At 52.4% G+C, this 12680-nt stretch carries 16 protein-coding genes; 9 read left to right on the top strand and 7 right to left on the bottom strand.

Going from position 1 to position 12680, the window contains the following annotated elements:
• The 3 genes from flgD to flgB are packed head-to-tail and all read right to left on the bottom strand — an operon-like array spanning position 1 to position 1535.
• Positions 1 to 699 carry a flagellar hook assembly protein FlgD gene (flgD, locus tag C2U41_RS06130; RefSeq protein WP_003836761.1) on the bottom strand — a complete coding sequence of 233 codons (699 nt, stop codon included), beginning with the start codon at positions 697 to 699 and terminating at the stop codon, positions 1 to 3.
• Positions 700 to 710: 11 nt separating this feature from the next.
• The gene (flgC, locus tag C2U41_RS06125; protein ID WP_003036191.1) at positions 711 to 1115 is read right to left on the bottom strand and encodes a flagellar basal body rod protein FlgC; all 405 of its coding nucleotides are present in this window, start codon (positions 1113 to 1115) and stop codon (positions 711 to 713) included.
• A gap of 3 nt (positions 1116 to 1118) precedes the next feature.
• Positions 1119 to 1535, bottom strand: a complete 417-nt coding sequence (flgB, locus tag C2U41_RS06120) for a flagellar basal body rod protein FlgB (protein ID WP_003846806.1) — start codon at positions 1533 to 1535, stop codon at positions 1119 to 1121.
• Between the two features lie 157 nt (positions 1536 to 1692).
• Between flgB and flgA the strand changes: the two genes are divergently transcribed.
• The 3 genes from flgA to flgN all read left to right on the top strand — a co-directional run bounded on the left by flgA (position 1693) and on the right by flgN (position 3165).
• On the top strand, positions 1693 to 2352 hold the full coding sequence (flgA, locus tag C2U41_RS06115; protein WP_003036186.1) for a flagellar basal body P-ring formation chaperone FlgA: 660 nt from the start codon (positions 1693 to 1695) through the stop codon (positions 2350 to 2352).
• A 93-nt stretch (positions 2353 to 2445) separates the two neighbouring features.
• Entirely contained in the window at positions 2446 to 2739 is a 294-nt protein-coding gene (flgM, locus tag C2U41_RS06110; protein WP_003036183.1) for a flagellar biosynthesis anti-sigma factor FlgM, read from the top strand.
• A 3-nt stretch (positions 2740 to 2742) separates the two neighbouring features.
• Positions 2743 to 3165 (top strand): flagella biosynthesis chaperone FlgN, encoded by a 423-nt coding sequence (gene flgN, locus C2U41_RS06105; protein WP_032936212.1) that lies wholly within the window; start codon positions 2743 to 2745, stop codon positions 3163 to 3165.
• A gap of 85 nt (positions 3166 to 3250) precedes the next feature.
• Here flgN and murJ read toward each other — a convergent pair whose 3' ends face one another.
• The 4 genes from murJ to rimJ form a co-directional block, all read right to left on the bottom strand.
• Positions 3251 to 4786 carry a murein biosynthesis integral membrane protein MurJ gene (murJ, locus tag C2U41_RS06100; RefSeq protein WP_103849071.1) on the bottom strand — a complete coding sequence of 512 codons (1536 nt, stop codon included), beginning with the start codon at positions 4784 to 4786 and terminating at the stop codon, positions 3251 to 3253.
• 222 nt (positions 4787 to 5008) lie between these two features.
• Positions 5009 to 5932 (bottom strand): Gfo/Idh/MocA family protein, encoded by a 924-nt coding sequence (locus C2U41_RS06095; RefSeq protein ID WP_104427093.1) that lies wholly within the window; start codon positions 5930 to 5932, stop codon positions 5009 to 5011.
• Position 5933: 1 nt separating this feature from the next.
• Positions 5934 to 6581, bottom strand: a complete 648-nt coding sequence (locus C2U41_RS06090) for a YceH family protein (protein ID WP_032936214.1) — start codon at positions 6579 to 6581, stop codon at positions 5934 to 5936.
• 34 nt (positions 6582 to 6615) lie between these two features.
• The gene (gene rimJ / locus C2U41_RS06085) at positions 6616 to 7200 is read right to left on the bottom strand and encodes a ribosomal protein S5-alanine N-acetyltransferase (RefSeq protein WP_016149925.1); all 585 of its coding nucleotides are present in this window, start codon (positions 7198 to 7200) and stop codon (positions 6616 to 6618) included.
• Positions 7201 to 7459: 259 nt separating this feature from the next.
• Here rimJ and mdtH point away from each other — a divergent pair, with 259 nt between their 5' ends.
• The 6 genes from mdtH to solA all read left to right on the top strand — a co-directional run bounded on the left by mdtH (position 7460) and on the right by solA (position 12631).
• Positions 7460 to 8668 (top strand): multidrug efflux MFS transporter MdtH, encoded by a 1209-nt coding sequence (gene mdtH, locus C2U41_RS06080; RefSeq protein ID WP_103849070.1) that lies wholly within the window; start codon positions 7460 to 7462, stop codon positions 8666 to 8668.
• 114 nt (positions 8669 to 8782) lie between these two features.
• Positions 8783 to 9343 carry a lipoprotein gene (locus C2U41_RS06075; protein ID WP_003836774.1) on the top strand — a complete coding sequence of 187 codons (561 nt, stop codon included), beginning with the start codon at positions 8783 to 8785 and terminating at the stop codon, positions 9341 to 9343.
• Between the two features lie 105 nt (positions 9344 to 9448).
• Positions 9449 to 10495, top strand: coding sequence for a dihydroorotase (gene pyrC / locus C2U41_RS06070; RefSeq protein ID WP_103849069.1), 1047 nt, complete (start codon positions 9449 to 9451; stop codon positions 10493 to 10495).
• Between the two features lie 65 nt (positions 10496 to 10560).
• Positions 10561 to 10806, top strand: a complete 246-nt coding sequence (gene dinI / locus C2U41_RS06065) for a DNA damage-inducible protein I (protein WP_003036157.1) — start codon at positions 10561 to 10563, stop codon at positions 10804 to 10806.
• Positions 10807 to 11146: 340 nt separating this feature from the next.
• Complete coding sequence (gene bssS / locus C2U41_RS06060; RefSeq protein WP_003036154.1) at positions 11147 to 11401, top strand: biofilm formation regulator BssS; 255 nt, start codon at positions 11147 to 11149, stop codon at positions 11399 to 11401.
• Between the two features lie 114 nt (positions 11402 to 11515).
• Positions 11516 to 12631 (top strand): N-methyl-L-tryptophan oxidase, encoded by a 1116-nt coding sequence (solA, locus tag C2U41_RS06055; RefSeq protein ID WP_103849068.1) that lies wholly within the window; start codon positions 11516 to 11518, stop codon positions 12629 to 12631.
• The last annotated feature ends 49 nt before the right edge of the window (positions 12632 to 12680 follow it).

Below are 12680 nucleotides of genomic sequence, written 5' to 3'. Positions count from 1 at the left end.
TTAAATTATCTGCCGTACTTCGTCGAGGGTGGTGGTTCCATAGGTGCCAAGATCCAGCGTATTACCGCCGTTACTGCGAATAACGCCCTGCACCAGCGCAAACTGAAGCGGCTGTGCCACCAGTTGCGTTCCACCATTGCTGGCAGCAATTGACACGTTGTAAGAACCGCTTGGTGCATCCGTGCCATCGGTCATGGTGCCGTCCCAGGTAAAGGTATGAACGCCCGCTTTCAATCCACCAATGTCAATGGTGCGTACCACTTTGCCGTCTTTATCGGTAATGGTTGCGGTAACCTTATCTGCCGGTTGCTGCAGCTCAACGCCAAATGGTGTTGTCGTGGTTTTGGCACCCTCTTCCGTCCCTTTACCGGTCAGGATGGTGGTACCCGGGATCATGACCCCGTGGCCAATCAGCGTACTGGCCTGCAGCGACTGACTGTTGTCGATCTGCCCGGAGATCGACCCTAACGTGGTGTTCAGTTTCTCAATCCCGCTCACGGTACTGATTTGCGCCAACTGGGTAGTCAGTTCGTTGTTTTGCAGCGGGTTGGTAGGATCCTGGTTTTTCAGTTGTGCGACCAGCAGCGTCAGAAAACTGCTTTGCAGGTCAGCGGCATTGCTGCCCGTCAGGGAGCTATTCCCGGTGGCAGCTTTAACGCCTGCATTGCTCGGGTCATTCATGGTTACAGCAATAGACATATGCGCCTCCTTTACTGGCCTAACGTAAGCGTTTTGAGCATCAGGCTTTTCACGGTGTTGAGCACTTCGACGTTTGCCTGGTAGCTACGCGAGGCTGACATGGTGTTGACCATCTCACCAACGACGTCCACATTCGGCATTTTTACGTAGCCATTCGCATCGGCCAGCGGATTACCGGGTTCATAAACCAGCTTATCCGGTGCCTGACTTTCAATGACGTCAGCAACTTTTACGCCACCAGTTGCCGCACCTGGCGCAGCATCTACCTGAAAAACAACCTGTTTCGCGCGATACGGCTGACCGTCGGGCCCGCTGACGCTATCCGCATTCGCCATGTTACTGGCCGCGACGTTCAGGCGTTTAGACTGAGCCGTCAGCGCAGAACCTGCGATATCAAAAATATTTAACAGCGCCACGAATTAGTTCCCTCCTTGCAGCACGTTCATCATGCCTTTGATTTGCCCACCCAGCGCGGTCAGCCCCATTTGATACTTGAGGCTGTTGTCTGCAAATTGCGTGCGCTCCCGGTCCATATCCACCGTGTTGCCATCAAGAGATGGCTGGTCAGGAATACGGTAGAGCAGCTCCGTAGACGGCGAAGAAACGGTCTGGGCCGGAATGTGTTGTGCAGAGGTCAGCGTCAACGAAACGCCGCCGGTTTCTTCCCGTCCTCGCACCATGACTTTTTTTAATTCACTGGCGAAATCCAGGTCGCGCGCCTGGTACCCCGGCGTGTCGGCATTGGCAATGTTGGCCGCCAATATTTCCTGGCGTTGGGCGCGCAAATTCAGCGCTTCCTGTTGAAAACGTAAGGCGGCGTCGAGCTTATCGAGCATATCTCCTCCGCAAATGACAAAATTCAGCCGACAGCTTAAATCCCATTACGCGCGCGTTATCGCCGGAATAAACGCAAAATGCGTCGCTATTTGTTGCGTTGATGACTGCGTCACACAGGTAAAATCCTGCCACTACCTGAAAAAGCGCGAGGTTTTGATGCAAACGTTTAAACGTGGAATAGTCGTGGCAGCACTGCTGTTCAGCCCTATGACGCTGGCGCAAGACCTGAATTCGCAGCTAACGGCATGGTTTTCCCAGCGCCTGGCCGGATTTAGCGATGAGGTGGTGGTCACTATCCGAACGTCGCCAAACTTATTGCCGAGCTGTGAGCAACCGGCATTAAGCGTGTCAGGTAGCGCGAAACTGTGGGGTAATGTGAATGTGCTGGCTCGCTGTGCCAACGAAAAACGTTATCTGCAGGTGAACGTCCAGGCGACGGGAAACTACGTAGTAGCCGCCGCGCCTGTAGCGCGAGGTAGCACCCTGACCCCAGCCAGCGTAACGCTGAAACGTGGTCGACTGGACCAACTACCGCCGCGCGCGGTGCTGGATATGAGTCAGGTGCAGGATGCTGTGAGCCTGCGCGATCTGGTCCCTGGTCAACCGATACAGCTTTCGATGTTGCGCCAGGCATGGCGGATCAAGGCCGGTCAGCGCGTGCTGGTTATTGCCAACGGAGATGGCTTTCGGGTTAACGCCGAAGGTAAAGCGCTGAACAACGCCGCTGTCGCACAGAATGCGCGAGTGCGGATGATTTCAGGCCAGGTGGTGAGCGGCGTCGTCGATTCTGATGGGAATATTCTTATTAACCTATAATAGGTTAAAGATTTTTTAGCGTGTGCCGATAGATAAACAACCAATGATTACAGCGGGCCGCTATAGCGTAACCCCTCGATGAGGAAAAATAAAATGAGCATTGATCGTACCTCACCATTGAAGCCAGTAAGCACCGTTCAGCCGCGTGAAACCAGCGATGCGCCGGTACAAAAAGCGCAGAAGGAAAAAACCACCGCGACCACCAGCACCAGCGTCATGCTGAGCGACGCCCAGGCCAAACTGATGCAGCCCGGCACCAATGACATCAATATGGAACGCGTGGAAGCACTGAAAACCGCAATCCGTAACGGTGAATTGAAAATGGATACCGGAAAAATTGCCGACTCGCTGATTCGCGAGGCGCAGAGCTACCTACAGAGTAAATAAAGTATGACTCGTTTGTCAGAAATACTTGACCAGATGACGACTGTCCTCAATGACCTGAAAACGGTAATGGATGCTGAACAGCAGCAGCTTTCCGCAGGGCATATCAATAGCAGCCAGCTACAGCGTATTACAGAAGAAAAAAGCTCGCTGCTGGCAACCCTTGATTATCTTGAGCAACAGCGCCGTCTGGAGCATGACGCCACGCGCAGCGCCAATGATGAGATTGCTGAACGCTGGCAGACTATCACCAAGAAAACACAGCACTTACGCGACCTCAACCAGCACAATGGTTGGCTGCTGGAAGGGCAGATCGAGCGTAATCAACAAGCAATACAAGTGCTGAAACCGCACCAGGAACCGGCGTTGTATGGCGCAAACGGTCAAACTTCAGCTGCGCACCGCGGCGGGAAAAAATTCTCTATCTGATGCAAGCCTGATAACGTTTTGCTTATCAGGCCTACACTTTTTGTAGGCCGGATACGGCGTTATGCCGCCATCCGGCATTGATTCTTTATGCCGTCCGGCGCACAAACTCTTTTACTTTAAAGCCCAGTACAGCGAGTGCTGCGAAGTAAGCAGCAATACCTGCCACCACGACCGCCATCAGACGCAGTAGGCGCCACAACATCGTTCCCTGTGACCAATCTGGCATGATGTAGAGCATCCCAACCAGCACCGCCGACATCACCAACACGGAAACCACCAGTCGCGTCAGGAACCAGGCCCAACCCGGTTGCGGGGTGAAGATTTTCTGCTTACGCAACTGCCAGTACAGCAGTGAAGCGTTCAGACACGCCGCCAGACCAATCGACAGCGACAGCCCGGCATGCTTTAACGGCCCGATAAAGGCCAGGTTCATCACCTGGGTCATAATCAGCGTCACAATGGCAATCTTCACTGGCGTTTTTATATCCTGGCGCGAGTAAAAGCCCGGAGCCAACACTTTCACCACGATCAAGCCAATCAAACCTACCGAATACGCCACCAGCGCACGCTGGGTCATCGCAGCATCAAAGGCAGTAAATTTACCGTACTGGAACAGAGACACCGTCAGCGGTTTGGCCAGAATACCCAACGCTACAGCACTCGGTAATGCCAACAGGAAACACAAGCGCAGGCCCCAGTCCATCAGGCGACAATACTCATCATGATTACCGCTGGAAAAGCTTTTTGACAGCGATGGCAGCAGGATAGTCCCCAGCGCTACGCCAAGCACACCGGACGGAAACTCCATCAGACGGTCGGCATAGTACATCCACGAAACTGAGCCAGAGGCCAGAAACGAGGCGAAAATCGTATTGATGATCAGTGAAATCTGGCTGACTGATACCCCAAGGATCGCCGGGCCCATCTGCTTGACGACGCGCATCGCCCCCGCATCGCGGAAGTTCACACGCGGCAGTACCAGCATGCCAATTTTCTTCAGATGCGGAAGCTGATAAATCAGCTGTAGCACGCCACCCACGGTAACGGCCCACGCCAGCGCCAGCACTGGCGGATGAAAATAAGGGGCCGCAAACAGCGCGAAACCGATCATGCTGATATTCAGAAAAGTCGGGGCAAACGCAGGAATAGAAAAGCGGTTCCAGGTGTTAAGGATCGCACCAACCAGTGAGGCCAGTGAAATCAGTAGAATATAGGGAAAAGTGATCCGCAGCAGTTGAGTGGTCAGCGCAAATTTATCCGCTGTGTCGGCAAACCCCGGCGCGGTAACTAAAATCACCCATGGCGCAGCCAACATCCCGGCTACCGTCACCACAGCCAGCGCCAGCGTCAACAGTCCGGAAACGTAGGCAACAAACACGCGGGTAGCATCTTCCCCCTGCTTGCTTTTGTACTCAGCAAGAATCGGCACAAACGCCTGCGAAAATGCGCCTTCGGCAAAAATTCGGCGTAGCAGGTTAGGAAGTTTGAATGCCACAAAAAAGGCATCTGTCGCCATCCCTGCACCAAAGATTCTGGCGACAATCGCATCACGCGCAAAACCCAGCACTCGTGAAAACATCGTCATCGAGCTGACGGCTGCCAGCGACTTTAATAAATTCATCTATGTTGTATTCCAGACTCTGAGGCAAAACCCCGACAAACCTGCCCGTAGGTCGGATAAGGCATTCTCGCCGCCATCCGACACTTTTGCTGCGCCTGATGGCGACACCGTAGCGCCTTATCAGGCCGACAAATCAGCCTATGGTTGAAAAGAGGTGTTATTTTGAGTGGGCATATAGTACCTGGATTACAATGAATTACTACCGCCAGATGTTACAGGGGGTTATTCAGCCATCGCCTCCCGCCACAGCTTTTCAACAACACGCTGGGCCAGTAGCGCCTGCTCGCCTGCCGTCTGGGGAACCGTCTGATTTTGCACGCACTCAATGAAATGACGCGCACATCCGGCAAAACCACGCTGTTCTAAGGTCGTTTGCCAGCCCGCTATCGGCTTATGAACAACACCTTGCCCACGCTCTTCCCGCCATTCCCGCATATCAGTTACGTCAATCAGGCCACCGTCCGTCACCGCCTGCACGCTCTCACGCTGGCTACCGGCACGGCGATGCATACTGGTCGTTATCTGCATTTGACCGGTAGAAAAATGGTGCTCGGCGTAAAGCATCGCACCAGATTCATTGGTCAGCAGCGTGCCGTTATTTAACTGCGCCTGCCCTCCCGCCAGCCACAATGCGGTATCGACTACGTGCAGATAGTCGTCCAGCAAAGTGAAACGCAGATCGTGCGGCCCAACGCTATCCGTACAGTGCTTATCCATACGTACAGACGCTGCGGTGCTCAACTGGGTTTTGAGATCCTGGTACAGCGGTGCAAACCGGCGGTTAAACCCGACCATCAGCGTGAGTTTTTTCCGCGCGGCCAGCTCCACCAGTTGCTCAGCCTCACGCAGGTTTTCCGCCAGCGGCTTATCCACACACACGTGAACTCCGGCATTCAGCAATTCACTGACGACCGCATAGTGAGTCGCGGTGCTGGAATGGACGAAAACCGCGTCGCAGGTTTGCGCCAGATTCACCAGTGAATCCACGTAGGGTATCCGCCAGGTATCACAGATACGCAGTGCTTTATCGCGCGAAGGTGAAAAGGCGCCTTGCAGCGTCCAGTCCGCGGAGGTGCCCAGCACGGGTAGCCAGGCCTTTTGTGCAATACCGCCAAGGCCGACTACGCCGATACGTAATTTATTCACGTTAGTCTCCCAGGTGCGCCAGCAATGAATCAAGTCGCTGCTTAAGTTCTGCGACCTCCGTTTCCAGCATTTCCACGCGTGCCTGCAGATCACCGGAGGCTGCAGGGAGTTGATCTGCCGCGGCAATGGCTCCATCAACCTCACCGCAAAACAGGTGCATATAGCGACTTTCACGTTTGCCCGGCTCGCGCGCCAGGCGGATCACATAAGGCCCATCTTCCCGGGTTGCCAGATTTTCCAGTGTCGATTCCACTTCGGCCATATCGCTGAATTCGTACATACGGGATGCGCGACTACGCAATTCACCAGGCGTCTGAGCGCCCCTCAGCAGCAGTGTAGTGATTACGGCCACCTCTGCGGCACTAAGCTTCAGATTGCCAAATTCAGAGTTGCAGAAACGCTGCTCATATTTCGTAACGCGATTGCCAAAGCCGCTCACCGTGCGCAGAAAATGTCGCTTAACCAGGTTATCCAATTGCTCCTGCACGTCCGATTCCGACAGGTTCATCACCGGTTCACGATTCGTTTTTTGATTGCAGGCTGTTACGACTCCATTAACGGAGAGTGGGTACTGTTCCGGCGTTGTCACTTGTTTTTCTAATAAACAGCCAATCACTCGTGCTTCGGTGGCGGTTAATTCGTATTTCATCGTCTTCTCCATTAATCATGGCTGCATCTGAAACTTAGCGGCCGGGGGTCCATTCTGATGTGGTCAACGCCGTCAGCACGTGATCGCGCCACTGCCCGTCAATCAGCAGGTAGTCTTTGGCATACCCTTCTTTTTCAAAACCCAGTCGCGCCAACAGGTCACCGCTGCGCTTATTATGTGGCATGTAGTTAGCCATAATGCGGTGAATATGCTGCGTGCGCTGCATATAACGGATGGCCGAAGTTAAGGCTTCATACATTAGCCCCTGCCCCTGCCATTTCTGCGCAATGGAGTAGCCGAGATAACAGGCATGGAAGGATCCCCGCACTACGTTTGAGAAGTTCGCAACGCCGATAATCTCTTTTTCGTCCGGATCGAGCAGCGCAAAATAATAAGCGGTGCCCTGTTTATGAAACTCAGAGATCATGCCAAGACGCGCCTGCCAGCCGGACGGATAGCAGTGGCTTTCATCGCGAATAGGTTCCCAGGGTTTTAAGAAATGACGATTTTCTGCGTAATAATCTGCCAGACGCCAGGCATCACGCTCATGCACTAAACGCACGACCAGGCGGTCCGTGGTTAAGCGCACTTTTGGCACGTTACTGCGATAGCCAAACATTCTATACCTACTCCTTCCCGTAACGTCTTCAATACGCTATTCGCATTACTATACCTGTGCGAATACACCCTGTGAAAAGAGCAAAATGCCATTTTTTGAATTATTCACACATTTTGATGAAAACTCTCTATCAAGACGGACTTTTGATAAAAAAATATTGTCCCGCGAAGGGTGGGAAAAGCGATGACGACACCGCAGAATAGGAGGTGCTTATCTTTTAAACTCTATCCAGAGTGACGAGTTTTTCCCTGGAGGGGAAATGTCGCAAGTCTCGCAGGCAAGGAACCTGGGTAAATACTTCCTTCTCATCGATAATATGCTGGTCGTGCTGGGTTTCTTCGTCGTTTTCCCGCTGATCTCAATTCGTTTCGTCGACCAAATGGGCTGGGCCGCCGTGATGGTCGGTATCGCGCTTGGATTACGTCAATTTATCCAGCAGGGGTTGGGTATTTTCGGTGGTGCTATTGCTGACCGTTTCGGCGCCAAACCGATGATCGTCACCGGCATGCTGATGCGCGCAGCCGGGTTCGCCACCATGGGCATTGCGCATGAACCGTGGCTGCTGTGGTTTTCCTGCTTTCTTTCCGGGCTGGGTGGCACGCTGTTCGACCCTCCCCGTTCGGCGCTGGTAGTCAAGCTGATCCGCCCGGAAAAGCGCGGGCGTTTTTTCTCTATTCTGATGATGCAGGATAGCGCCGGGGCCGTGGTCGGCGCGTTACTCGGCAGTTGGTTATTGCAATACGATTTCCGTCTGGTATGTGCCACCGGCGCAATTTTGTTCGTTCTGTGCGCGGCGTTTAACGCCTGGCTGCTCCCGGCATGGAAGCTGTCGACGGTGAAAATTCCGGTGCGTGAAGGGATGAGCCATGTGATGCATGACAAGCGCTTTGTCACCTATGTGCTGACGCTGGCGGGCTATTACATGCTGGCGGTACAGGTGATGCTGATGCTGCCCATCATGGTGAATGACATCGCTGGCTCACCGGCCGCCGTGAAATGGATGTATGCCATTGAGGCATGTCTCTCTTTAACGCTGCTGTACCCGATTGCCCGCTGGAGTGAAAAACGCTTTCGCCTTGAACATCGTCTGATGGCGGGCCTGCTGGTGATGTCTCTGAGCATGATGCCCATTGGGCTGGTCGGTAATTTGCAGCAGTTGTTTACCCTTATCTGCACGTTCTATATTGGCTCGATCATCGCCGAACCGGCGCGTGAAACCCTGAGCGCCTCGCTGTCGAATGCGCGGGCCAGAGGAAGCTATATGGGCTTCAGCCGACTGGGACTCGCCATCGGTGGCGCAATTGGCTATGTCGGCGGCGGCTGGCTGTTTGACATGGGCAAAGCCCTGACACAGCCTGAGCTGCCCTGGATGATGCTCGGTATTATTGGCTTCATCACCTTCCTGGCGCTGGGCTGGCAATTCAGTCTCAAACGCCCAACGCGAGGTATGCTGGAACCAGACGCCTGATAGCCGAACCTGCGTCCGGGCGCTTTTCAGTTTTTTCTGCTGGCGTCCGGGGCGCTGGTACTCGATGATGCTTTGTGTCACGATTACGCCACATGCATCATGTTGAGGAACCCCATGAAAAAGTTTTTTTTTGCCGCTGCACTGATTGTCAGCGGCCTGTTGGTTGGTTGTAATCAACTCACGCAATACACGGTTAGCGAGCAAGAAATTAATCAAGCCCTGGCAAAGCATAATAACTTTTCAAAAGACATCGGTTTGCCCGGCGTTGCTGAAGCACATATCGTACTGAATAATCTCGCCAGCCAGATTGGTCGTGAAGAGCCAAACAAAGTAACCCTGACCGGCGATGCCAACCTGGACATGAACTCCCTGTTTGGCAGTCAGAAAGCGACCATGAAGCTGAAGCTGAAAGCCTTACCGGTTTTCAATAAAGAAAAAGGCGCGATTTATCTGCAAGAGATGGAAGTCGTCGACGCCACCGTCACGCCAGAGAAAATGCAGTCAGTACTGCAAACCCTGATGCCTTATTTAAATCAGTCGCTGCGTAACTATTTCAACCAGCAGCCAGCGTACATTCTGAAGGAAGACAGCAGCCAGGGTGAAGCGCTGGCGAAAAAACTGGCGAAAGGTATTGAGGTCAAACCGGGTGAAATCATCATCCCGTTCACCGACTAATAAAACTGAGGGTGCTGATGCGCCCTTTTTTTTCGTGCAAACGAAAACGTTTCCGCTTATCCTTTGTTTCCGGCAAAAAAGACCATCCTCAGCCGGAGCATATTGATGACTGCACCATCCCAGGTTTTAAAGATCCGCCGCCCAGACGACTGGCATCTTCACTTTCGCGATGGCGACATGTTAAAAACTGTCGTGCCCTATACCAGTGAAGTTTATGGCCGCGCCATTGTCATGCCGAACCTGGTACCGCCCGTCACCACGGTTGACGCGGCTATCGCTTATCGCCAGCGCATTCTTGACGCGGTACCTGCCGGACACGACTTCACGCCATTAATGACCTGCTACTTAACGGATACGCTGGATCCGAACGAGCTGGAACGTGGATTCAACGAAGGCGTATTCACCGCGGCAAAACTCTATCCAGCCAATGCCACCACCAACTCGACGCATGGTGTAACCTCTATTGACGCCATCATGCCAGTGCTGGAGCGGATGGAAAAATTGGGTATGCCACTGCTGGTGCACGGCGAAGTCACGCATGCAGATATCGATATTTTCGATCGCGAAGCACGCTTTATTGAAACGGTGATGGAACCGCTGCGTCAGCGTTTGACCTCGCTGAAAGTGGTGTTCGAGCATATCACCACCAAAGATGCTGCCGAATACGTTCGCGACGGTAACGAACTTTTGGCTGCGACCATTACGCCACAGCACCTGATGTTTAACCGCAACCACATGCTGGTTGGTGGGATTCGCCCTCACCTGTATTGCCTGCCAATCCTCAAACGTAACGTCCACCAACAGGCGCTGCGTGAACTGGTTGCCAGCGGGTTTAAGCGCGCATTCCTCGGTACCGACTCAGCGCCGCACGCTCGTCATCGCAAAGAGTCAAGCTGTGGTTGTGCGGGCTGTTTTAATGCACCGACCGCGCTGGGCAGTTATGCCACCGTGTTTGAAGAGATGAATGCGCTGGACCATTTCGAAGCCTTCTGCTCACTCAACGGCCCACAGTTCTATGGCTTGCCGATAAATGAGACCTTTATTGAGCTGGAACGCATGGAGCACCTGGTTCCTGAGAGCATTGCACTGGAAGACGATACGCTGGTGCCTTTCCTGGGTGGCGAAACGGTACGTTGGTCAGTAAAAAGCTAAAAAAAGTGTAGCCAACTGATGCGAATAACTGTATAAATAAACAGTATATTCCACAGGGGGCTACTATGCGTATTGAAGTCACTATTGCCAAAACTTCACCTTTACCTGCCGGTGCAATTGACGCACTGGCTGGTGAACTCTCCCGCCGTATTCAGCACCATTTTCCGGATAACGAAGGTAACGTTACCGTCCGTTATGCCGGCGCAAACAATTTGTCGGTTATTGGCGCGACTAAAGAGGACAAAGAACGCATCAGCGAGATCCTACAGGAAACCTGGGAAAGCGCGGATGACTGGTTCATCAACGAATAAATAATGATATGCAGTGATGTTTGTTTGCCGGGTCGCCCCGGCTTTTTTATACACACTATCCTGTAATCAATCGCGCATTTCTTCTGACGAGTATTTAATTTAATATTAACCCACCGATTATCTTTTAACCAAAACAACAAAATAATTGTGCAACATACTAAAAAAAAATGAATAACATGTTGGTTTCTTAGTCAGATAACGCTGAAAACAAAAAATTTATGCCCTTCCCTCTTTAAATTTTCAATGAATACCCTTATTTATTGATATACTGAAGTTGCTTCAGAAAAAAACGCATTGAACCTCGAAAACCGTTGTCTAGTAACACGAATTAGGGGGCATGATGGAAAAGAATAATGAAGTCATTCAGACTCATCCGCTTGTAGGGTGGGACATCAGCACTGTTGATAGCTACGATGCGCTGATGCTGCGTTTGCACTACCAGACCCCGAATCGCCCTGACCCGGATGGGACTGAAGTTGGTCAAACGCTCTGGTTAACCACTGATGTTGCCAGGCAATTTATTTCGATATTAGAAGCAGGAATCGCCAAAATTGAATCTGGCGATTACCAGGTAAATGAGTATCAGCGACATTAAACCTGATACATCCAGCCATCAAAAGGCACCTTAACGGTGCCTTTCTTATTTCCAGGTTGAATATTCCGGGTCAGTTATTTAACCTGCTACTATCGCGATTGCAGAGAGAAGCGGATGAAATACGACTTAATCATTATTGGCAGCGGTTCTGTAGGCGCCGCAGCTGGATACTATGCCACTCGTGCCGGTCTGAAGGTTCTGATGATCGATGCACATATGCCTCCTCATCAGCAGGGCAGCCACCACGGCGACACTCGATTAATTCGTCATGCTTATGGCGAAGGTGAAAAATACGTTCCGCTGGTACTACGTGCGCAAACATTGTGGGATGAACTGTCCACCCATAATGAAGAACCGATTTTTGTTCGCTCCGGTGTTATCAACCTCGGTCCGGCAGAGTCCACCTTCTTAGCGACTGCAGCGCAAAGCGCCAAACAGTGGCAACTTAACGTTGAACAACTGGATGCGGCAGCCATCATGGCGCGCTGGCCAGAGATTCGTGTACCTGACAACTATATCGGTCTGTTTGAAGCAGAGTCCGGTTTTTTACGCAGTGAGTTAGCAATTAAAACCTGGATCCGTCTGGCGGAAGAAGCCGGCTGTGCGCAACTGTTTAAATGCCCGGTCAGCGCAATTCATCACGGTGATGATGGCATCACGGTAGAAACGGCTGACGGTGACTACCACGCGAAAAAAGCAGTGATCAGCGTCGGCACCTGGGTGCAGGCTTTAGTCCCTGAACTACCGATACAACCGGTGCGCAAAGTGTTCGCCTGGTATCAGGCCGATGGGCGCTACAGCGTTAAGAATAACTTCCCAGCCTTCACCGGCGAGCTGCCAAATGGCGATCAATACTACGGTTTCCCGGCAGAAAACGACGAGCTGAAAATTGGTAAGCACAACGGCGGACAAGTCATTCACTCTGCTGATGAGCGTAAGCCATTTGCCGCTGTAGCCAGCGATGGTTCTGAAGCCTTCCCATTCCTGCGCACAATTCTGCCGGGCGTTGGCTGCTGCCTGCACGGCGCGTCCTGCACTTACGATAATTCACCGGATGAAGACTTTATTATCGATACTCTGCCAGCGCACGACAACACGCTAATCATTACCGGGCTGAGCGGACATGGCTTTAAGTTTGCCTCTGTTCTGGGAGAGATTGCGGCAAACTTCGCTCAGGACAAACCGTCTGACTTTGACCTGACCCCCTTCAGGCTAAGCCGTTTTAAGTGATAATAAACGAATGGCCTCGACGGTGAGGCCATTTTTAATGACAGGAATA

The organism is Citrobacter freundii complex sp. CFNIH4, from assembly GCF_002934505.1.
Lineage (GTDB): Bacteria > Pseudomonadota > Gammaproteobacteria > Enterobacterales > Enterobacteriaceae > Citrobacter > Citrobacter freundii.
This window is presented reverse-complemented; position numbering and strand designations above follow the sequence as displayed.